Raw genomic sequence first — 21,491 nt, forward strand, 5'->3', positions numbered from 1 at the left:
GCCTGCCGAGCGATCGTCACGCCCGGTAGAAGCCTTGTGCTTGGATGCCCACACATCCGGTTTGTGGGACTAGCCTAGCGGTGTGCCGCTCTCTCCTCGAGTACCCGAACTCAGCGCCCTCGACATCCTGCTGTCCGTCGAGCGGCTGGGAAGCATGGGTGCTGCCGGCCGCGAACACGGTCTCAGTCAGCAAGCGGTGAGCGCGCGAGTGCGTTCTGCTGAGCGTCAGTTCGGAATCAAGGTTTTCAACCGGAGCACCGGCGGGGTGCGGCCCACAGCGGAGGGCGCCCTCATCCTCGAATGGGCGAGTCATGTCCTTGCGACCGCGCAGGAGTTGGCGTCTGGAGTTGCGGCAATACGCGGCGAGCGGAGGGCCGGACTGACCGTGGCCGCGAGCATGACGATCGCCGAGTACCTTGTCCCCGGTTGGACTGTCGCCATGCGGCACAAGTACCCGAACGTGGTGACGAATGTGCGCCTGCTCAATTCGTCCGATGTGATCGCCCGCGTGTTGTCAGGTGAGTCGGATCTCGGTTTCATCGAGGGCCCGGACATTCCGATGGGACTGCAATCACTCGAGATCGGCCGCGACCATCTGGTCGTGGTCGTTCCACCGGAGCACGAATGGGCCCGCAGGTCACCGATTTCCCAGACAGAACTGGCTGCAACGCCGATGATCCAGCGAGAATCCGGTTCTGGGACACGCACAACGCTCGAGAATGCGGTGCCGCACTGCGTCCCGCCGTTGCTGGAGTTGACGTCCTGTACGGCGGTGAAGGCGGCAGTGGTGGCTGGCAACGCTCCCGCAGTGCTGTCTTCACTGGCGGTGGCTGCTGATCTGACTGATGGTCGGCTTGCCTCGGTTCAGGTGGAGGGGCTGACGCTTCCGCGCCGCCTGTCGGCTGTTTGGGATCCGGTGCGCGGGGTGCGCGGAGCGGCTCGTGACTTCCTCGATATCGCCCTCGGTGCGGCGGCGCACAAGTCCCCGGAGTCGGTCCCCAGCTGAGCGCTACCTTGCGGCACCCTGGAACCCGTGTTGGCGCCACGCCTCGTAGGTCACCAGTGCTGCAGCGTTCGACAGGTTCAGTGAGCGCCGACCGGGCAGCATGGGTATGCGAAGTCGCTGCGTCACACGGGGGTCGGCCAATACATTTTCGGACAGACCGGTTGGTTCCGGCCCGAAGAGCAGCACGTCCCCGGGTTCGTAGGCGATGTCGGCATATGACACGGTGGCGTGCGCCGTGAAGGCATATACGCGGGCGGGTTCGAGTGCTGCCCACGCGTCCGCGAGGTTCTCGTGCACCGTTACAGAGGCCAGGTCGTGGTAGTCCAGCCCGGCGCGTCTGAGTCTCGGCTCGGACAGGTCGAAGCCGAGCGGTCCCACCAGGTGCAACTCGCAGCCGGTGCCTGCCACCATGCGGATCGCGTTTCCGGTGTTTGCCGGGATGCGGGGTTCGTGGAACATCACCTTGAACACAACGAACTGTAACAAACCGGGCAGGACAGGACTGCTGGAGAACCGCCGTTTTCTTGCACGTCCACCTATCGATTCCCTTTGCCGGCACAACCGCGGCTCGAAACGCCGGGGACAGATCAAAGGCTCATGAGTCTTGCGGCCCACGCTATGGGCAGGAAGGCTTGATGGGAGGAGGCGAAGTAGATGAAGGCACTGGTCTGCGGAGCCGGCCTCGCGGGACTGACCCTGGCGCACCGGCTTTCGGTGCTGGGCGTCGAGGTGGTGCTGCTGGAGCGCTCGCCAAAGCCGCGGAAACAGGGTTACATGATCGATTTCTTGGGGCCTGGCTACGACACTGCCGAGGCGATGGGCCTACTACCGGCCGTTCGGGAAGTGGCGTACTACCTCGAAGAAGCCACCATGGTTGATGAATGTGGGCGTCGCCGGGCGAGCCTGCCAATGGTTCTGCTGGCTCCGGACCCGAGGCTTGACGTGATGCGGCCCGACCTCGAGCATGTGCTGCGCGAATCGTTGCCGCCCTCGGTGGAACTGCGATTTGGCGCCGGCCCGATCGCGGTCGACGACCGGGGTGGTTCGGTTCGGGTCAACCTGGACGACAGCTCGGAGTTCGATGTCGACCTTCTCGTCGGTGCCGACGGCCTGCACTCGACTGTGCGGCGGCTGATCTTCGGTGATGAGCCTGACTTCCTGCGCTACTTGGGTTTTCACACAGCGGCGTACACATTTCATGATGACGAGCTCAATGAGGCCCTCGCCGGCCGCTTCTGGATGACCGACACCGCGGACCGGCTGCTGGGTCTGTACGCATTGCGCGACAATCGTGTTGCCGTCTTCGCCATTCATCGCGGCCCGGATCCCACCGTGCCCGCCGATCCCCGTGCGGCGCTACACGAAACTTACAGCGGAATGGGCTGGCTGGTGCCCAAGATACTGAGCAAGCTTCCACCTCCGTCGGAGATCTACTACGACCAGGTTGCCCAAGTCCTGATGCCGAACTGGCGCAAAGGTCGGGTCGTGCTCGTGGGCGACGCCTGCTTTGCGGTGTCGGTGCTCGCCGGCCAGGGCGCGTCGATGGCAATGGGCGGCGCCTACGTGCTGGCCGATCAATTGACTCGAACGCCATCCATCGACCAGGCACTGTCCGGCTACGAGAAGCTGTGGCGGCCAGTGGTCGAACGAACTCAGCGGGAGGGCCGCTGGTCGGGTGGCTTCTTCGTGCCCGGATCACGGCGAGTGCTGCTGGCGCGGCGTGCGATGCTGCGGGCGGTGCAGCTACCCGTCATCGACCGAGTGGCAAGCGCCGCAGCAGCTCTGGCCGGAAAACCCAGTGACCTGATCCAGACGCTGCACCGGAGTCAGTCGACCGCGGCGGGACCCTGATGTCCAAAGGATTTCGAGACGTGCAGCGGCCAGGAGGGCCGGCATCATCCATTTGGCCTTCGCGTCTTGTCTGACGCTGGTGTGTGCTGTCCAACGCGGCGGGCCTGTCTCGATCAGGGACTCTTGAGTGTCATCAAGATCGAGGCGTATAGCTTTCCATCAATGGATACGATCGAGTGAGAGATCGAGACAACAGTCTGACCGTCCGTCTGGTTCGCCAGAGTCACTGCGGTCTCAGCATGGTTGGTCAGATCCCGGTGGAGATCAGCCAGACGATCGTAGGGGCCGAGTTCGATGGTCGAGAGTTCGTAGTTTCGATTGTGCTCCACAGTTCGACGCTATCGGGGTGACATCGAGGCCACTGGACGAGGCTGCACCCCGCAGTGAGTGTGGTCTTTCTACCGAACGATGAAGGCCCCGCCGATCGGCGGGGCCTTCATCGCAACTGGTTGAGATACTCAGCTCTACTCGTCTGAGTCGTCCGCCTCCGCGTCGTCCGCGTCCGCGTCGTCCGCCTCTGCGTCGTCCGCCTCTGCGTCGTCCGCGTCCGCGTCAGCCGTCTCCGCGTCTTCCGCCTCTGCGTTGCCCGAGGCCGATTCAACTGAGGCCAATTCAGCCGAGGCCGTGTCGTCCGAGTCCGTGCCGTCCGAGTCCGAACCATCCGAGGCCGACTCCAGGTCGTCGGAGCCGGTGCCCAGGCTGCCGAAGTCTATGCCGGTCTCGACGACCTCACCTAGCAGATCGCCGAACTCCAGGCTGCCATCAACCACCTCTTCGATAGGGACCGCTTTCGTCTCTGCTGCGCCGGCCGGAGCCGCGAACGCGACAGTGAGGAGCGGAGCCGCGAACATGGTCATTGCGGCAATGCGAACGGGCTTCTTCATGGGCCTACTTTCGTCTCAGTTGATCGCACGTACCGACGTGCGGGCGGTGCCTAGCCGGAGAGTGCGGCTAGCGGGGGACTATAACATAACGGCAAGTCATTACCATTTGATCACCAAAACGACCAAAATCGGTGTTACGGTCATGTTTTCCCATTGTTAAAGTAAGGCTCTCGGGAAGCATGGACATCGCTTGCGCTGATCGGCGCGCTCGAGATCCGACCAGCTCATGGCCGAGCCCAGCCGCCGCGCAATCGTCGCACTGCCCGTCTTTGCATCCGTTGAGAGGTGTGGGCGCTCGCGTCTCCCATATAGGGGCCGGCCAGGGAATGTTCGGACCGGTCGGTCACGGGATTCGTCGAGCATCACTCGGTCAACTTGCCTAGCTCAGGCGCACCTTTCGTGGGGCATGATTGATGTATGGACCCGATGGAAAGGGTGGTCGGTGAGGACTACGGTGACGCGCGCCTGCCCTCGCAGACCTGGCAGCGGCGGCACTACGCGAAATGCGACTTCCGCGACGCCGACCTCAGTGAGCTCCGTACCGAGTCGGTAGTTTTTGCCGAGTGTGATTTCACGGGCGCTGACCTCGGCGGGTCGCGTCACGCGGGTACTGCGTTCCGATCGTGCAACTTCACCCGGACATCGCTGTGGCACAGCATGTTCCGCCACTGCAGCTTCCTCGGTTCAGAGTTCGACAACTGTCGGCTGCGCCCGGCGACTTTCGACGAGTGCGATTTCACCCTCGCTTCGCTGGGAGGTGCGGACCTGCGCGGACTCGACTTCACCGACTGTAGGTTTCGCGAGGTCAATCTCGTCCGCACCGACCTGAGCGGGGCGGTGCTGCGCTCTGTTGATCTGTTCGGTGCCCGCACGGGCGGCGCCAAGTTCGACGGTGCGGATCTGCGCGGAGCTCACGTCGACGCGGACCTCTGGACTGCTACATCGCTGGACAAGACTCGGATCGAATTGGCCCAGGCCATCGCGTATGCGGCGGCCCACGGACTCGTCGTGGAACCAACCTGACGCATGCACGGCGAACCTGAGAGAATGGGGCACGTGACTGCAACGATCCTGGATGGCAAGACGACCCGCGACGAGATTTTCGAAGACCTGAAGGTGCGGGTGAGCGCGCTGAGGGCCAAGGGAATCACTCCGGGGCTCGGTACCGTGCTGGTGGGAGATGACCCGGGGTCGGCCGCCTACGTGCGCGGCAAGCACAATGACTGCGCCAAGGTCGGGATCACTTCACTCCGCCGCGACCTGCCTGGCGACATCACGCAGGAGAAGCTCGACGCCACCATAGACGAGCTCAACGCCAACCCCGAGTGCACCGGCTACATCGTGCAGTTGCCCCTCCCGAAGCAACTCGACGAGAACGCCGCCCTCGAGCGGATCGATCCCGACAAGGACGCGGACGGTCTGCATCCGGTCAACCTCGGCAGGTTGGTACTCGGTAAGAAGGCTCCGCTGCCGTGTACGCCCCGCGGAATCCTGCATTTGCTCCGCCGCTACGAGGTGCCGATCGCCGGTGCGCACGTGGTAGTCATCGGCCGCGGTGTCACAGTGGGTCGGCCGATCGGCCTGCTGTTCACCAGACGCAGTGAAAATGCCACAGTTACGCTCTGTCACACCGGAACTCGGGATCTCGCCGCAGAGGTTCGACGAGCGGACATCGTGATCGCGGCCGCCGGAGTGCCCGGATTGGTTACAGCCGAGATGGTCAAGCCAGGATCGGCGGTACTCGATGTCGGTGTCAGTCGCACCGAGGACGGACTGCGCGGCGACATCGCGCCGGACGTCGCCGAGGTGGCGGGTTTCCTGTCACCGAACCCGGGCGGTGTCGGGCCTCTCACCCGCGCCTTCCTGCTGACCAATGTCGTGGAACGGGCCGAGCGTGTCGCAGCGTCTCTCGGCTGAGATGGCCGCATGGCGGAGGTTCGCCAAGAGAAACCTCCCGATGATCGCCGTGATCGTCGTGATCGCGGTGGCGGTGGCGTTCGTGCTGGCCGATCGGTGGCGAAGAGGAGCGTTCGTGTTCGGCGCTGCGACACTGCTGGCGGCGGCCATTCGTCTCGTGATGCCATCCGATCGCGTAGGACTGCTAGAGGTGCGCAGCAAGGCCTTCGACGTGGGTGCGCTCCTGGCGGTCGGTGGCGCAATTGTCTGGCTGGCGGTGTCGATCGACCCACTCGGAACCGGCTAGCGATCCGAGCGGGCCTCGCGACTTCTCGGGTGTCAGCGTCCGGTGCGAGCGAGATCCATCGTTTCGCTGAGCAGTTTCGCCACCGCCTCGGCCTCGGTCAGGAATCCGTCGTGACCGTCCTTGGATTCGAGCACCCGGAGCCCGTCACAGGTTGGAAGGTAGTTGGCCAGAGTCTCCATCAAGCGGATCGGGTAGAGCCGGTCGGAGTCGATGCCTCCCACGACGACCGGTGCGGTCACCGTGGCGAGAGCCGCCTTTATCCCGCCGCGTCCACGGCCCACATCGTGCCGGTTCATTGCCTCGGTGAGAAGCACATACGTGCCCGGGTCGAATCTACCGACCAGCTTGGCAGCCTGGTGCTGGAGGTAGCTCTCGACCGAATACCGCCCGCCGAGGCGTGGATCCTCGCCCTCCTGAGGCGAATTCCCGAATCGGGAATCGAGTTCGCCTTCGGTGCGGTACGTGAGGTGCGCGATGCGGCGGGCTATCCCGAGCCCGGTCTGGGGGATCCGGCCCGTGCCGTAGTAGTCGCCGCCCTGCCAGTCGGGGTCACTGATGATGGCCTCGATTTGTGTGCTCTGCGTCCCGATCTGATCAGCGGTCGAGAGTGCGCCCACGGCAAGGACGAGAGCTGAGGCGATCTGGTCGGGGTAGCTGACTGCCCACTCGAGGGCGCGCATTCCGCCCATCGAGCCGCCCATGACCGACGCCAACTTCTCGATGCCGAGAAGGTCGATGAGCTTCTTCTCCGCTGCGATCTGGTCGCGGATGGAGATCTCGGGGAACCTGCTGCCCCACGGCCGACCGTCTTCGGCGAGGGTTCCCGGTCCGGTCGTGCCGCGGCAGCCACCGAGAACATTGGTGGCGACGACACACCATTCGTTCGTGTCGATCGGCGCTCCCGGCCCCACCATCCCGTCCCACCAGCCGGGGGACGGGTGCTCGTCCGAGGCTGGACCGGTCACGTGAGAATCGCCGGTGAGGGCGTGTTCGACCAGAACTACGTTGTCTCGGGTCGGCGACAGCTCGCCCCACCGCTGCACGGCCAGGGTGACGGACGGGATGACTGCGCCGCTTTCGAGCTCGAGGGAGCCGATGTCGACGTAGCCGAGACGGCCTTCGACGGCGGGCAGGTTCTGCAGTTCACTGACGGTCAAGATGTCACCGCCGTCAGTCCGTTTTCGAGGTCGGCGATGATGTCGTCGATCCCTTCGATGCCGACCGCCAGGCGGACCATGCCGGGAGTGACGCCGCTGGCGATCTGCTCTTGCGGGGTCAATTGGGCATGTGTGGTGGACGCCGGGTGGATCACCAGCGAGCGTACGTCGCCGATGTTCGCGACATGACTGTGCAGGGTGAGGGCGTCGACGAACTTCTTGCCTGCGTCGATGCCGCCGGCGAGTTCGAAGGTGACGATGGCGCCTGCACCTCGTGGTGCGAGTTTCCGGGCCCGCTCGTACCAGGGGGAGGAAGCGAGTCCGGCGTACCCGACGGACTCGACCGCCGGCTGCGCCTCGAGGTACTTGGCGACGGCGGTTGCATTCGTAACGTGACGTTCCATGCGCAGGCTCAGCGTCTCGAGGCCCTGCGAGATGAGAAACGCGTTGAACGGGGAGATTGCCGAGCCGAGGTCGCGCAGCAACTGCACCCGCGCCTTGAGCGCGTAGGCCGGTGCACCGAGTTCGGCGAAGACGACGCCGTGATAGCTCGGGTCCGGGGTGGTGAAGCCGGGGTGACGGCCCTGGGTCCAGTCGAAGGTGCCGCCGTCGACGATGACGCCGGCGATGGCCGTGCCGTGCCCACCGAGGTACTTGGTGGCCGAGTGAACCACGATGTCCGCGCCGTGTTCGAGGGGACGGATCAGGTAGGGGGTGGCCACGGTGTTGTCGACGATCAGCGGCAGTCCGTGCTGGTGTGCGACCTGCGATATGGCAGCGATGTCGAGGACGTCGTTGCGGGGGTTGGAGATGGTCTCACCGTAGAGGGCTTTGGTGTTCGGGCGGATGGCCTCGGCCCACTGTTCGGGATCGTCGGGGTCTTCGACGAAAGAGACCTCGATGCCGAGTTTGGGCAGTGTGTAGTGGAAGAGGTTGTATGTGCCGCCGTAGAGGTAGTGGCTGGAGACGATGTGGTCGCCGGCCTCCGCGAGGTTGAGGATCGCGAGGGTTTCCGCGGCCTGCCCCGAGGACAGCATCAGGGCGGCGACCCCGCCTTCGAGGGCGGCGATGCGCTGCTCGACGGCGTCCTGGGTGGGGTTCATGATGCGGGTGTAGATGTTGCCTGGTTCGGCCAGGCCGAACAGCGCGGCGGCGTGGTCGGTGCTGTCGAAGGTGTACGAGGTGGTCTGGTAAATCGGGAGCGCTCGAGCCTTGGTGGTGGCGTCGGAGGTTTGTCCGGCGTGGATCTGTTTGGTCTCGAACGACCAGTTCGACCAGTTCTCGGTCATGTGATGTTCACTCCAGTGTCTTGGCGGCGCGATGAAGGTTTGGTTCGTTGCGCACAGGGCATGGTCGATTCATCTACGACAACAACACATCTTGAACCCCCGATGTCGGACCTGCGCTTGTCACCCGAATATCTATATGAATCAGGAAACCCGGTCATCACCCGGGGCACCCCACCGCGGTGGAGGGTTGCCGGCCAGCTAGCCGGGGCTTGTCGCTGGCGCTCATGACCTTGCGGCCAGTTTAGCGTGTCGAGGCGCGATTATAGGAAGCGGCATTGGTCACACGGTTGAAAACGGCACATCAAGCAGGGTCTTTGCTCGAGAAAGTGTGTTACGCGGCAGTAGAGCGTGGCCCTAGGGTCGCTCGTCGTGGCCCTCGCACACAGCAGTACGCTCGTCTTGTTTGGGTGCGATCTCCCCGTGATCGCTCCAAACGTCTACGTTTGATAAGCGAACCGTTCGCGGACCCACTCACGAAGTGCGCCCGCAACCGTGTGACCAGGAAAACTTCCTAGGAGGACGCGAAGCACCCATGTCCAAAATCAAGGTTGAGGGTACCGTCGTCGAACTCGACGGCGACGAGATGACGCGCATCATCTGGCAGTTCATCAAGGACAAGTTGATTCACCCGTACCTGGACGTGAATCTCGAGTACTACGATCTCGGTGTCGAACACCGCGATCAGACCGACGACCAAGTGACCGTCGACGCTGCCAACGCCATCAAGAAACATGGCGTCGGTGTCAAGTGCGCGACCATCACTCCAGACGAGGCTCGCGTCGAGGAATTCGGCCTGAAGAAGATGTGGCGGTCTCCCAACGGCACCATCCGCAACATCCTCGGCGGCACGATCTTCCGCGCCCCGATCATCATCTCCAATGTTCCGCGACTGGTTCCAGGGTGGACCAAGCCGATCATCATCGGCCGTCACGCCTTCGGCGACCAGTACCGCGCCACCGATTTCAAGGTTCCCGGCCCCGGCAAGGTGATGATCACCTATACGCCCGAGGACGGCAGTGAGCCGATCGAGCACGAACTGGTGAACTTCCCCGAGAAGGGCGGCATCGTTCAGGGTATGTACAACTTCACGAAGTCCATCGAGGACTTCGCGCGTGCGTCCCTCAACTACGGCCTTCAGCAGAACTACCCCGTGTACCTGTCGACGAAGAACACCATCCTCAAGGCGTACGACGGTGCCTTCAAGGACATTTTCCAGCGCATCTACGAGACGGAGTTCAAGCCGGAGTTCGATGCGGCGGGCCTCACCTACGAGCACCGCCTCATCGATGACATGGTCGCAGCGGCGCTCAAGTGGGAGGGCGGCTACGTCTGGGCCTGCAAGAACTATGACGGCGACGTACAGTCCGACACCGTGGCGCAGGGATTCGGCTCGCTGGGCTTGATGACCTCCGTGCTGCTGACGCCGGACGGAAAGACCTGTGAAGCAGAGGCCGCGCACGGAACGGTGACCCGCCACTTCCGTCAGCATCAGCAGGGCAAGCCGACGTCCACGAACCCGATCGCCTCGATCTTCGCGTGGACCCGTGGGCTCGAGCACCGCGGCAAGCTGGACAACACGCCTGAGGTCATCGGCTTCGCTCAGGAACTCGAAGATGTGGTCATCAAGACCGTCGAGGGTGGTCAGATGACCAAGGACCTCGCGATGCTCGTCGGGGGAGATCAGGGCTACCTGACCACCGAGGAGTTCCTCGGCGCGCTGGACGTCAACCTGCAGAAGGCCATCGCCGAGCGGTAGGCGATATCGCGCCGACGCCGCAACAGTGAACACGAAACGGGACGTTCCCTCGGGGGAACGTCCCGTTTCGAATTTCGCGCACCGTTTCGCAAGACACTGTGACCAGCGGGGAACGGCCTGGGAGGGTCGGGAAGAGAGGATCTACGACGAGGCGCTTTCTGTAGGGTGGTCGTAATTTGCCTAGCGTCGAAAGTTCTTCCATGAGGACCTCCGGCTCCGTCCTTACCGCGACCGTTATCGCACGACGTCCATCCAAATTTACGGTCGCGATGCTCGTGCTCGCGCTTGGTGGTTTCGCGATCGGGACTACCGAGTTCGTGGCTATGGGATTGCTTCCCGAGATAGCGTCGGGTCTCGACATCACCGAGCCGATCGCCGGGCATGCCATTTCAGCGTATGCATTGGGGGTGGTCGTCGGCGCCCCGCTGATCGGGTCCCTGGCCGCGCGAGTGCCTCGCAAGACTCTGCTCATCGCGCTGATGGCGACTTTCACGATCGGCAACGCAGCCACCGTCCTCGCACCGGGCTACGGGGTGGTGATGGTCTCACGGTTCGTCGCGGGCTTTCCGCACGGCGCCTACTTCGGTCTCGCCGCGCTCGTGGCTGCGCACCTCGCCGGCCATGGTCAGCGAGGCAAGGCGGTGGGACTCGTCTGGATGGGGCTTCCGGTGGCCAACGTCGTCGGGGTGCCCGTGGCCTCTTGGCTGGGTCAGAACGTCGGCTGGCGAAGCGCCTTCGCTCTCGTCGCGGTGCTCGGTCTGGTCACGATCGGTGCAATCTGGTCGGGCGTGCCCTCTCTCACCCGTATGCCCGTGACGAATCCGCTCACCGAACTCGGAGCACTGCGGCGGACCCAGGTGTGGATGACGTTGATCACAGGAATGGTCAGCTTCGGTGGGTTGTTTGCCGTCTACACGTACATTTCGACGACTCTCACCGATGTCTCCGGACTGCCGTTGTCGCTCGTGCCGCTCGCGCTGATGGTTTTCGGGTTCGGAATGATCACGGGGAACCTTATCGGCGGCCTGCTTGCCGACAGGGCGTTGATGCCTGGCCTGTTCGCCACGATAACCGCGTTCGCGGTGGCACTCGGGGTCTTCGTGGTCGCCTCCCACAATTCCTACACAGCTCTCGTGTTGCTGTTCTGTGTGAGCGCGGCGGGAACCTCGATAGTTCCGGGTCTGCAGACGCGGCTGATGGACGTCGCCGCCGACGCCCAGACTCTCGCGGCGTCCCTGAATCACTCAGCGCTCAACATCGCGAACGCGTTCGGCGCCTGGATCGGTGGTGTGGTGATCGCTGCCGGCTATGGCTACACGTCGCCTGCCGCAGTGGGTGCGATGCTCGCAATGGCTGGTCTCGTTGTCCTCGCCGCCGCGGTCGCCATGGAACGACGCAGTGTCCGTTCGGCTCGGTAGACGCGCGGCCACACCCACCGCTACCGTGCTTGCCGTGCCCCGCATCATCACCACCGTCAATGTCAACGGCGTCCGTGCAGCTGCCCGCAAGGGGCTGACCGAGTGGATCGAGCAGACCGAGGCAGACATCATCTGTCTACAGGAGACGAGGGCTTCTGACGAACAATTGGCCGAGACCCTCTCACCTGCGCTGGAGGCTGGATGGCACCTGGAGTCGGCCGAACCCGAGGCGAAGGGACGAAACGGGGTCGCAGTTCTGTCACGCACACCTGCTGATGCCGTCCGAGTTGGCCACGGTGACCAGGAGTTTCTATCCGCGGGTCGCTATATCGAGGCAGATTTCGGCGATCTGACGGTCGCCAGCCTGTATCTGCCGTCGGGTGAGGCGCTGACTCCCAAACAGGATGAGAAAGAACGGTTCATGAAATCGTTTGCCATCCACCTCTCCACCACCGCGGCGGCAGCCGAGGTTGCCGACAGGCACGTTGTGGTCTGCGGCGACTGGAACATCGCGCACACCGAGCTGGACCTGAAGAACTGGAAGGCCAACAAGAAGTCGTCGGGGTTCCTCCCGAACGAGCGCGAATGGATGGAGGTCTTGTTCGCCGAAGGTTCGGCATGGGTCGATGTGGTTCGGGCGCAGCATCCCGATGTTGCGGGACCGTATTCATGGTGGTCATACAGGGGCAAGGCGTTCGACAACGATTCCGGCTGGCGTATCGACTACCAGGTGGCGACCCGTGCTTTCGCCGAGCGGGCCGAGGCGGCGGTCGTCGAGCGTGCACAGTCGTACGATGCGCGCTGGTCCGATCACGCGCCGGTCACCGTCTCGTACCGGTAGCGAGGAGACGAGCACACCGCACCGATCGACTGAAGTTCGACTCGTGACAAGATCGGACCATGTCGACCCCAGCAGAACAGACGCCTACAACGAAGCCTCGCGTGCTTTCCGGAATCCAGCCGACGTCGGATTCCTTCCACCTGGGAAACTACCTGGGCGCACTCCAGCAGTGGGTTCTCTTGCAGGACGAGTTCGACGCCTTCTATTTCATTCCCGACTTGCACGCCATCACCGTGCCGCAGGATCCGAAGAAGCTTCGCCGCCACACCAAGCGGGCGGTGGCGCAACTTCTCGCGGTCGGTGTGGACCCCGACCGTGCCACGCTGTTCGTGCAGAGTCAGGTTCCCGAACATGCGCAGCTGGCGTGGGTTCTGAACTGCATCACCGGTTTCGGTGAAGCGAGCCGGATGACGCAGTTCAAGGACAAGTCGGCGAGACAGGGTAGCGAGAACGCAAGTGTCGGACTCTTCACGTATCCGGTTCTGATGGCCGCGGACATCCTCCTGTACCGGCCGCAGCGGGTGCCTGTCGGTGAGGACCAACGTCAGCATCTCGAACTTGCCCGCGATCTGGCCACCCGGTTCAACTCCCGCTTCGGCAGGTCGTTCGTCGTCCCCGAGGCCCAGATCATCAAGGGAACGTCCAAGATCTACGACCTGCAGGATCCCAAGTCGAAGATGAGCAAGTCGGCGACCAGTCCTGCCGGTCTGATCAATCTGCTCGATGATCCGAAGATATCGGCCAAGAAGATCAAGTCCGCCGTCACCGACAACGAGCGAGAAATCCGCTACGACCCGGAGGCCAAGCCGGGCGTGAGCAACCTGCTAACCATCCAATCCGCACTGTCAGGCGTCTCGATCGACACCTTGGTTGCCGGGTATGCGGGCAAGGGATATGGCGACCTCAAGTCCGATACCGCCGAGGTCTTGACCGAGTTCGTCACCCCGCTCAAGGCCGAGGTCGACGGCTATCTTGCCGACGAGGCGGAACTGGACCGCATCATCGCGGCAGGCGCGCACCGTGCCCGTGAAGTCGCCTCCCGCACACTCGCCACTGTGTATGAGAAGGTCGGATTCCTGACCCCGAAAGGGTGACCTACTGAGGTTCGGGGGTCAGGCTGGCAATGGCCTGAATCACGAAAGGGGACGTCGGTGGCCGGGATCGAGGTGCAGAGAACGGAAGTTGCCGAGAAGCCGAACTTTCTGGAGAAGCAACGCGCCGAACGTCCCTGGCTCGATCATCTGATGCTCGCCGGCGAGCGATATCAGGCTCAGCAGGGTGACTCCCACGCAGGGGGGATCACGTACTTCAGCATCCTGTCGTTGATTCCCATACTCATGGTTGCTTTTGCGGTCGCCGGGTTCGTCTTGGCGGGCCATCCCGAGTACCTCGACTCGATCCAGGAAGAGATCACCAACAGCATTCCCGGCAGCCTGGGTGACACCATCAACAGCTTGATCCAGTCGGCCATCGACTCGCGGGCCAGCGTCGGAATAATCGGTCTGCTCATCGCTTCGTATGCCGGGCTGAGGTGGATAACGAATGTCCGCGACGCACTCACCGCGATGTGGGAGAACCAGCGGGAATCCAAGGGATACATTCGGACCAAGCTCGGTGACACCCGGGCACTGCTGGGCCTGGGCCTGGCACTGACCCTCTCACTCGGTATGTCCGCAGTGAGCAGTGGATCGGTCGCGCCGCGGGTGGTTACCTGGCTCGGCCTCGAGGACGACATGCTTGTCGGTGTCGTCCTGCGGATTCTCTCCACCCTTCTGGCGCTGGTGTTGACGTGGGCGGTATTCCTTTGGGTGATAGCTCGTTTGCCCCGAGAGCCGGTCGCATTGCGTAGCGCCGCAAAGGCCGCAGCGATGGCTGCGATCCTATTCGAGATTTTCAAACAAGTTGGTGCGGTTTATCTTTCGATAGTCAGCGGCGGTCCCGCGGGCGTGGCATTCGGCCCGATCATCGGCTTGCTGGTGTTCGTGTTCACCACATCGCGCATGCTGTTGTTCTGCACGGCTTGGGCTGCCACGTCCAAAAGGAGCCTCGAGCTTGCACATGTGCCTCCACCTGATCCCGCGATCATTTCGCCGAGGGTCGTGGTCGGCAACGAGTCGCCCTCGCGTGCGGCAGCGTTGATCGCGACGGGTGCACTCGCGGGATTGGGGTTCTCCGGGTTGTTGCGCCGCTTTCGTCGGCGCTAGCGCCGCTGTCGCCCGTATCGGCGCCGTCGCTGGTTCAGGGCGACCGCGCCGAGCACCAGTGCCAGTACAGTTGCGCTACCCAGCACCCCGACAGCGACGCGTCTCATGGCACTGGAGTCGTTCCCGGGACTCGCGTCGCCCGCCGACACCGGCCCCAACTCGGCTGCCGACGGCGTTTTCGTCACGCTGGGTGTCACGTCCTCCGTCGCGTGCAACGATCCGATCGACGCCGACACGGGGAGGGCGAAGCCGTAGTCGAGGAGGCGTGCAGCTTGGTTCCAGGGGCGAAGCGGCTGTGCTTCACCACCCATCAGCGTGACCACCAGTGTTCGTCCCCCGCGTTCGGCGGCACCGACGTACGTGTGCCGAGCGTCGTCTGTGAAACCGGTTTTGCCGCCGAGGGCGCCGTCGTAGTTGTAGAGCAACCGATTGTCGTTGGCCAACACGAATCCTGGTCGATCCTCGTCGCCGGGAATTGCCGGATCTTTCGGGAAGCCCGGAAAGTCAACAGATTCCGTGCGAATCAGGCTCGCGAACGTAGGATTCTGCAGTGCTGCAGCGAAAATCACGGCCTGATCGTAGGGAGAACTACTCATGCCGGGCCCGTCCAGACCGGACGGCGTAGCTGCGCGCGTATCGAGCGCCCCGAGATCCGCGGCGAGTGCGTTCATCTTCGACACAGCAACTTCGACACCGCCGAGTTGGCGTGCCAGGGTGTGGGCGGCGTCGTTACCCGATGCCATCAACAGGCCCTGCAACAGTTGATGGTTGGTGTACACGCCACCCTTGCCGATTCCGGCGGAGCTGCCCTCGATGTTGGCATCTTCGGCGGTCGCGGTGACGGCTGTGTCGAGGTCGAGCTCTTCGAGTGCGACGAGGGCCAGAAGGACCTTGATGGTGCTGGCAGGGCGATATCGGCCGTGTGGATCTTTTGCCGCAAGCACGTCTCCCGACTCCGCATCCGCGATCACCCAGCCTGATGCGACGATGTCTGCGGGCAGGGGCGGGGCAGCATCCGGAAGGATGATCCCGCACCCGCCGAGCTTGTCTCCGCCCACTGGGCTCGCCGGGACGGGAACAGGAGGCGGGACGGTAGCGCCTGGTGCGGGGACTTCCGACAGGTCAATTGCCGGTGCGGGACTTACAGCGAAGGGGCAGCTGTCGGTGTTCGGAGTGGCGAAAGGTGGTGGTGTAGTCGGCGGCGGCGTTACCGGCTGGGCGCCGGAAATTCCCGAGCCCCCCGCTGCAACGGAGAGCGCTACGCCCGCAACGATCAATGCACACCCTCGACGCCACGTCATTGGTAGGAGGTTAGGCGAATGTCGTCGAGGGTCCGAATAGGCACGCTGGGGTCTCACTGGAAACGTGTGTGTACACGTCCCGCATCGAACCGTGACCTACGGGTTTGCGTTCGCCCCCATGGTGGCGGCTATCACGCGGAAAGTCGGCATAGGGTTTCGGTCTGCTGACACCGGCTGAATCGTGAGGTGATCGGCCCCGACGGTGAAGTGTTCTTCGAGGCGCGCGACGATGGAGTTTGTACTGCCGTGGACGACGAGAGCATCGATCACTCGGTCGCTGCCGCCATGATCGAGTTCCTCCGCAGTGAAGCCGAGGCGCATCAGATTGGTTCGGTAATTGCGAAGGTGCAGGTACATCTTGCATGCCTGGCGCCCGAGTTGTCGGGCGGTCCTTACGTCAGTGTCGAGCAGGACTTTATGTTCAGGGGCCAAGATCGAATCCGGGCCGATGAGCCTGCGGGCCTCTCTGGTGTGCTGGGCCGTGATGAATGCCGGGTGGGCACCGCAGGACCGTTGTGCGGAAAGCTCGAGCATTCGCGGTCCCAGTGCTGCGAGCATGCGGCGTGACGCGGGCACACCGGCCGCGTCGAGTTCGTCGAGATACAACGTCATCGAGTCGAAGGGACGAGAATACTTCCGACCGAAGTCCTCGGGGTGACCGACGCCGAGGCCGAGAAGAAACCTTCCCGGGAACCGGGCCTCGAGCCGGTGAAATGACTCTGCGACTTCAGCCGCAGGTGCGTTGCAGATGTTTGTGATTCCGGTCGCCACCGTTATCCGTTCGGTGGCGTCGAGGAGGGCTTCAGATGTTTTCAGATCCGCCGGCGGCGAGCCACTGAGCCAGAGTGTGCCGTAGCCGAGTTCTTCACATTCGCGGGCCATCTCTGGTGAAAAGGCGTCGTCGAGCTCGAACGCTCCGAGCCTTCCCAGATCGGGAGTCTGATCGCTGATCGTCATGCCGGTCCCATCTTCGGTGATTTCTCCAGTGTGCAGATCACTCGGGATGGTGGCCAACACCATCCGCATGCACCTCGAGGGACGCGGGCAGCGTACGCCGACAACTTCGCGATTATGCCTCGACTTCTTTCGACTCGGCGGCTGCCGGTGCTTCGCCGTCCGGGCGCACCGGGCGTAGGAAGCGCAACACCGCGACGAACCCGACCATCGCGACCACCGCAGGCAGCATCATGCTCTGTGCCATCGCCACAGCGAACCCGTCTCTGAGTTCCGACGGTAGTGTGCCCAATTCTGCGACGGTACGTTCTGGGACACCGTTCGCCGTCAGCCGCAGCGTCATCAAAGCGCCGATGGCCGCGACACCTATCACCCCGCCGACCTGGCGAGTGGTGTTGTAGACCCCTGACCCGGCGCCCGCTTGGTGGGGCGGCAAGTTCCTCGTCGCGCTGCTTGCGATTGCAGGCCAGGCCAAGCCGTTGCCCATCCCGACTACCAGCATCGGTAAGGTCAGCGCCCAAACGGACGAATCCGGCTTCATCGTGAGGGCGAGCCAACCCAACCCGATCGCGACCAACAACAAACCAGGTCCGGCAAGGGTCCGCGGTTGCAGACGGTCGAGATGCCGGCCGATGATCAGCGCGAGAACTGCGGTCAGAATCCCCAGCGGAAGCAGCGGCAGAGCGGACCTCGTAGGCGACAGCCCTCCGACGAGCTGGGCGTAGAACATCAACGGCACCATCATCGAGGTGATCGTCGATCCCAGCGCCGCGATGGCGATGTTGGACCCTGTGAAGTATCTGTCCCTGAACAGACCGAGCGGTACCACCGGATCGCTGCTGGTAGAAGCCTGGTGCCGGACGAAGAGTCCCATTGTGAGCAGACCGGCGGCCATCGTCAGCCACACTCCGACGGACCAGTCGTAGGTGTGTCCCTCCTGCAGGCCGAAGATCAAGAGAAACATGCCTACGCCACTTAGCAAGACTCCGAAGAGGTCGAACCGGCGCATCCGCGTCTCGAATGTAGGGATGAACAAGATCGAGAGAACAATGATGGCGATGCCGATAGGGACGTTGACGAAAAAGATCCACTGCCATCCGAGGCTGTCTTCGAGCACACCCCCGGCAACCGGACCGATCGCCATCGCGATGCCCGCAACCGCACCCCACCAACCCATTGCCGTGCCCCGCTTGTCAGGCGGAAAGATCCGGGTGATCACAGCCATGGTTTGCGGAGCCATCATCGAGGCGCCGAGACCCTGAAACACCCGCGCCAGGATCAGCACTTCGATGCTGCCGGAAAGACCGGCCCACAATGAGGCGAGGGTGAAGACCACGAGACCGACAATGTAGATGGCCTTCGGCCCGAAACGGTCACCCAGGCGTCCCGTGACGAGCAACGGTACGGCAAACGCCAACAGATACGCGCTGGTCACCCACACCACGCTTCCGACGTCAGTGTTGAAGCTCGTCATGATCGAGGGGTTGACCACTGCGACGATTGTCGAGTCCAACAAGATCACGAAGAAGCCCAGACACACCGCGAGCAACGCCAGTCGCTGATTCTTCATACGCCAATCCGCCCTTCCGTGGGCATACGCGCCGCCGACGATCCGGAAGAACCGGGATGGAACCCGTAGGGTGATGTAAATCGTTGTGCGCGTAGAGCTGTTGGATATTGTGCCCGAGCCGGGTGGTGTGGTCCAGTGCTACCGGTTGGCAGTCTGAATCCGAAGGCGGGCAGGACCTGATGCTCAGTCGGTGGGTCGCAGGTAGGGCCGCTGGATCTTCTTCCAGGCCTCGTAGGTGGTGCGCGCGTTCTTGGTCGAATGGAGCTCCGAGGTGGCCGATACGGGCACGTCCCACCACGATTTGCTGTCCGGCCCGCCGATCAGGGGATCGGTCTCGACGTGGATGACGGTGGTTGCATCGCTGGCCTTGGCCACCTTGACGGCGCTGGTGAACTCCGATTCGGTATTCGCTCGGATGACATTGACGCCGAGGCTAGCGGCGTTGGCAGCGAGATCGACAGGGAGAACGTCGCCATCGAGGCGGCCGCTGGCCGAGCGGTATCGGTACTGGGTGCCGAAACGCTGGCAACCGACCGACTCGGACAACGAACCGATAGAGGCGAAACCATGGTTTTGCACCAGGACGACGATGATCTTCAGGCGTTCCTGAACGGCAGTCGTGAGTTCGCTCGCCATCATCAGATACGATCCGTCACCGACCAACACGAACACGTCACGGTCGGGGCACGCCATCCGGACGCCGAGCCCGCCTGCGATTTCGTATCCCATGCAGGAGTAGCCGTACTCGACGTGGTAGCCCTTTGAGTCACGTGCTCGCCAGAGCTTGTGTAGATCACCGGGCATCGAGCCGGCGGCGCACACTACTACGTCACGCGGATCGGAGAGCGTGTTGACCAGACCGATCACTCGGCTCTGATCGAGGGTTCCGTCGACTGCGGAATCTGCTGACCTGTATAAGGACTCGACGGTTGATTCCCAATCCCGAACGAGTCCGCTGATCCTGGTTGCGTACTCTTCGTCGACCCGATAGTCCTTCAGTTGGAGAGCCAGCGCATCGAGAGCCTCACGCGCATCGGAGACTACGCTCATGCCACCCTGTTTCACCGAGTCGAGCGACGCGACGTTGATGTTGACGAAACGAACATCGGGATTGCCGAATGCAGTATGGGATGCTGTGGTGAAATCGCTGTACCGCGTGCCGATTCCGATGACGACGTCAGCATCGGCAGCGAGAGCATTGGCGGCCGTCGTTCCGGTGGACCCGATGGCTCCCACGGACTGCGGGTGGTCGTGGGCCAGCGAGCCCTTTCCGGCCTGGCTGTGTCCCGCGGGGATGCCGGTCCGCGCGCAGAAGGCTGCGAGAGAGTCGGTGGCCTGGCTGTAGATCACACCGCCACCTGCGACGATCAGGGGTTTTCTCGAGGAGCGAATGATCGCGGCGGCGCGCTCGATCACCGAACGCTCAGGGAGCGGCCGCCCGACGTGCCAGATCCGCTCGGAGAACAAGGACGCAGGCCAGTCGAAGGCCTCGGCCTGCACGTCCTGCGGAATGGCAATGGTGACCGCGCCGGTCTCGACAGGATCGGTCAGAACACGCATCCCGCCCAGTAGGGCCCCTGGCAACTGTTCCGGTCGCCAGACTCGGTCGAAGTACCGCGACACCGGTTTGAATGCGTCGTTGACGGTGATGTCGCCGCTCGACGGCAGCTCGAGTTCCTGAAGCACCGGAGTACTGACGCGGGTGGCGAAGGTGTCTCCGGGTAGCAGTAGCACAGGCAAGCGGTTGATCGTGGCGAGTGCCGCGCCGGTGACCATGTTGGTAGCGCCGGGCCCGACGCTGGAGGTCACGGCCCAGGTCTGCAGGCGGTCCTTCATCCGGGCGTGCGCGACCGCGGAGTGCACCATGGCCTGCTCGTTGCGGCCGAAGACGTAGGGGAGCGTCGGTTGGCGACCGGCGTCGATGTCCTGGATTTCCGCTTGAAGGAGGGCTTGCCCCAGGCCCGCGACGTTGCCGTGGCCGAAGATTCCGAAACAACCGGCAAAAAGCTTGGTGCGCCGACCGTCGCGTTCTGTGTATTGATTCGCGAGAAATCGGACGAGTGCCTGAGTGACGGTCAGGTACACGGTCGGTTCGTCGTTGGGTGTGCGTCCGCCGGTTGCGTTGTCGGTGGGGGCCACGTCTTCCTCCGTTGGTCGTGGGGCCGCAGCTAGTTGTGGGACCGCAGAGGCAGCCGAGGATCGATGTCCTGGTGATCCCAGGTTCCTCGGAGCCAGGTGTGTGCCGGGTCGTCGCAGATGTTCCAAGCGCGGATCTCGCCTGGACCCGCCATGATGTTCAGGTAGTACATGTTGTGACCGGGGGCCGCGATGGACGGACCGTGATAGCCGTGCGGCACGAGGACCACGTCGCCGGACCGGACTTCTTCCAGTACTTCGATAGGACGATCCCGGGTTCCGTACACCCGGTGGTAGCCGAACCCTTCCGTCCCCGTGGGGCTTCGGTCGATCTCGAAGTAGTAGATCTCTTCGAGCGCCGATTCGATTTCGCTGTTCTCGTCGTGTTTGTGGCTCGGGTACGACGACCAGTTTCCGCTCGGAGTGATGACCTCGCACGCAATGATCGAATCGGCGGCGAAGGTTTCCGCGGTGGCGAAGTTGTGCACCTGACGACTGCAGTTGCCGGCCCCCCGGAGTTCGACCGGAACATCTTCTGCCGAAACATATCTGTTGGGTAGCTTTGCTCTGGCACGAGCGCCACAGAGCGCGAACCTGCCACCGTGGTCGCTGGTGATCGCGTAGCGTGAGTCGCGTCCGATGTAGGCGAAGTCGCTCGGTCCATCGAATACCGATAGGCGTCCCGTCATCGAGAAGTCGGCGCCGTCCGAAGATACGAGCGCCGATCCGGACAGCGGAAGCACGATGATCTCGTTCTCGCCGGACTGCAACTCCGCGTCCGCACCCGGGGGAAGTTCGAGAGTCCACAGGCTTGCCTCGCTCCAGCCGGCAGACTCGGGCGTGACCGCGGTCGTGAATTGTCCGTCAGCGGACGATCCGGCGGGGACGTAGTACTTGCTGAACATCGCGCTCCTGACTCGG

General features: G+C 63.3%; 20 protein-coding genes and 1 riboswitch. Of the genes, 10 read left to right on the forward strand and 10 right to left on the reverse strand.

Annotation, left to right across the window (positions count from 1 at the left end):
• Positions 1-82: 82 nt before the first annotated feature.
• On the forward strand, positions 83-1,006 hold the full coding sequence (locus tag AB0I57_RS04710) for a LysR family transcriptional regulator (protein WP_358330501.1): 924 nt from the start codon (positions 83-85) through the stop codon (positions 1,004-1,006).
• A 3-nt stretch (positions 1,007-1,009) separates the two neighbouring features.
• Here AB0I57_RS04710 and AB0I57_RS04715 read toward each other — a convergent pair whose 3' ends face one another.
• The gene (locus AB0I57_RS04715; RefSeq protein ID WP_358333143.1) at positions 1,010-1,477 is read right to left on the reverse strand and encodes a tRNA (cytidine(34)-2'-O)-methyltransferase; all 468 of its coding nucleotides are present in this window, start codon (positions 1,475-1,477) and stop codon (positions 1,010-1,012) included.
• A gap of 183 nt (positions 1,478-1,660) precedes the next feature.
• On the opposite strand from AB0I57_RS04715, the gene AB0I57_RS04720 reads away from it, so the two are divergent.
• Complete coding sequence (locus AB0I57_RS04720) at positions 1,661-2,857, forward strand: FAD-dependent monooxygenase (protein WP_358330504.1); 1,197 nt, start codon at positions 1,661-1,663, stop codon at positions 2,855-2,857.
• A gap of 113 nt (positions 2,858-2,970) precedes the next feature.
• On the opposite strand, the gene AB0I57_RS04725 is transcribed toward AB0I57_RS04720, so the two are convergent.
• Both AB0I57_RS04725 and AB0I57_RS04730 read right to left on the reverse strand, forming a co-directional pair.
• On the reverse strand, positions 2,971-3,186 hold the full coding sequence (locus AB0I57_RS04725) for a hypothetical protein (protein ID WP_358330507.1): 216 nt from the start codon (positions 3,184-3,186) through the stop codon (positions 2,971-2,973).
• A gap of 135 nt (positions 3,187-3,321) precedes the next feature.
• Positions 3,322-3,741, reverse strand: a complete 420-nt coding sequence (locus AB0I57_RS04730) for a hypothetical protein (protein ID WP_358330510.1) — start codon at positions 3,739-3,741, stop codon at positions 3,322-3,324.
• A gap of 417 nt (positions 3,742-4,158) precedes the next feature.
• On the opposite strand from AB0I57_RS04730, the gene AB0I57_RS04735 reads away from it, so the two are divergent.
• From AB0I57_RS04735 to AB0I57_RS04745, 3 genes are read left to right on the forward strand one after another with little or no spacing between them, the layout of a single operon-like run.
• Positions 4,159-4,764 carry a pentapeptide repeat-containing protein gene (locus AB0I57_RS04735; RefSeq protein ID WP_358330512.1) on the forward strand — a complete coding sequence of 202 codons (606 nt, stop codon included), beginning with the start codon at positions 4,159-4,161 and terminating at the stop codon, positions 4,762-4,764.
• Positions 4,765-4,797: 33 nt separating this feature from the next.
• A complete protein-coding gene (locus AB0I57_RS04740; protein WP_358330514.1) occupies positions 4,798-5,658 on the forward strand; it encodes a bifunctional methylenetetrahydrofolate dehydrogenase/methenyltetrahydrofolate cyclohydrolase in 861 nt (286 codons plus the stop codon).
• Between the two features lies 1 nt (position 5,659).
• A complete protein-coding gene (locus AB0I57_RS04745) occupies positions 5,660-5,944 on the forward strand; it encodes a DUF3017 domain-containing protein (RefSeq protein ID WP_358333145.1) in 285 nt (94 codons plus the stop codon).
• A gap of 32 nt (positions 5,945-5,976) precedes the next feature.
• Here the strand turns inward: AB0I57_RS04745 and AB0I57_RS04750 are convergent, their stop codons facing one another.
• On the reverse strand, positions 5,977-7,101 hold the full coding sequence (locus AB0I57_RS04750; protein WP_358330516.1) for a homoserine O-acetyltransferase: 1,125 nt from the start codon (positions 7,099-7,101) through the stop codon (positions 5,977-5,979).
• Positions 7,098-8,390, reverse strand: a complete 1,293-nt coding sequence (locus AB0I57_RS04755) for a bifunctional o-acetylhomoserine/o-acetylserine sulfhydrylase (protein ID WP_358330519.1) — start codon at positions 8,388-8,390, stop codon at positions 7,098-7,100. Before AB0I57_RS04755 ends, AB0I57_RS04750 begins: the two co-directional genes overlap by 4 nt.
• A gap of 108 nt (positions 8,391-8,498) precedes the next feature.
• Positions 8,499-8,620: riboswitch (SAM riboswitch) on the reverse strand.
• A gap of 302 nt (positions 8,621-8,922) precedes the next feature.
• Here AB0I57_RS04755 and AB0I57_RS04760 point away from each other — a divergent pair.
• The 5 genes from AB0I57_RS04760 to yhjD all read left to right on the forward strand — a co-directional run bounded on the left by AB0I57_RS04760 (position 8,923) and on the right by yhjD (position 14,609).
• The gene (locus AB0I57_RS04760; RefSeq protein ID WP_358330522.1) at positions 8,923-10,146 is read left to right on the forward strand and encodes an NADP-dependent isocitrate dehydrogenase; all 1,224 of its coding nucleotides are present in this window, start codon (positions 8,923-8,925) and stop codon (positions 10,144-10,146) included.
• A gap of 269 nt (positions 10,147-10,415) precedes the next feature.
• The gene (locus tag AB0I57_RS04765) at positions 10,416-11,564 is read left to right on the forward strand and encodes an MFS transporter (RefSeq protein ID WP_358333148.1); all 1,149 of its coding nucleotides are present in this window, start codon (positions 10,416-10,418) and stop codon (positions 11,562-11,564) included.
• 34 nt (positions 11,565-11,598) lie between these two features.
• Positions 11,599-12,405, forward strand: coding sequence for an exodeoxyribonuclease III (locus AB0I57_RS04770; RefSeq protein WP_358333151.1), 807 nt, complete (start codon positions 11,599-11,601; stop codon positions 12,403-12,405).
• A gap of 59 nt (positions 12,406-12,464) precedes the next feature.
• Positions 12,465-13,499: a tryptophan--tRNA ligase gene (trpS, locus tag AB0I57_RS04775; RefSeq protein ID WP_358330525.1), complete on the forward strand. Its 1,035-nt coding sequence runs from the start codon at positions 12,465-12,467 to the stop codon at positions 13,497-13,499.
• Between the two features lie 150 nt (positions 13,500-13,649).
• Positions 13,650-14,609: an inner membrane protein YhjD gene (gene yhjD / locus AB0I57_RS04780; protein ID WP_358333154.1), complete on the forward strand. Its 960-nt coding sequence runs from the start codon at positions 13,650-13,652 to the stop codon at positions 14,607-14,609.
• Here yhjD and AB0I57_RS04785 read toward each other — a convergent pair.
• The 5 genes from AB0I57_RS04785 to iolB form a co-directional block, all read right to left on the reverse strand.
• A complete protein-coding gene (locus AB0I57_RS04785) occupies positions 14,606-15,910 on the reverse strand; it encodes a serine hydrolase (RefSeq protein ID WP_358330528.1) in 1,305 nt (434 codons plus the stop codon). The two genes, yhjD and AB0I57_RS04785, sit on opposite strands and share 4 nt — an antisense overlap.
• Before the next feature lie 96 nt (positions 15,911-16,006).
• Complete coding sequence (locus AB0I57_RS04790; protein WP_358333157.1) at positions 16,007-16,867, reverse strand: LLM class F420-dependent oxidoreductase; 861 nt, start codon at positions 16,865-16,867, stop codon at positions 16,007-16,009.
• 112 nt (positions 16,868-16,979) lie between these two features.
• Positions 16,980-18,434, reverse strand: a complete 1,455-nt coding sequence (locus AB0I57_RS04795; RefSeq protein ID WP_358330531.1) for an MFS transporter — start codon at positions 18,432-18,434, stop codon at positions 16,980-16,982.
• A gap of 183 nt (positions 18,435-18,617) precedes the next feature.
• Positions 18,618-20,573, reverse strand: coding sequence for a 3D-(3,5/4)-trihydroxycyclohexane-1,2-dione acylhydrolase (decyclizing) (gene iolD / locus AB0I57_RS04800; RefSeq protein WP_358330534.1), 1,956 nt, complete (start codon positions 20,571-20,573; stop codon positions 18,618-18,620).
• A 29-nt stretch (positions 20,574-20,602) separates the two neighbouring features.
• Positions 20,603-21,475, reverse strand: coding sequence for a 5-deoxy-glucuronate isomerase (gene iolB / locus AB0I57_RS04805; protein ID WP_358330537.1), 873 nt, complete (start codon positions 21,473-21,475; stop codon positions 20,603-20,605).
• Positions 21,476-21,491 lie beyond the last annotated feature (16 nt).

It is taken from the genome of Rhodococcus sp. NPDC049939 (assembly GCF_040656415.1).
Taxonomy (GTDB): Bacteria; Actinomycetota; Actinomycetes; order Mycobacteriales; family Mycobacteriaceae; genus Rhodococcus_F.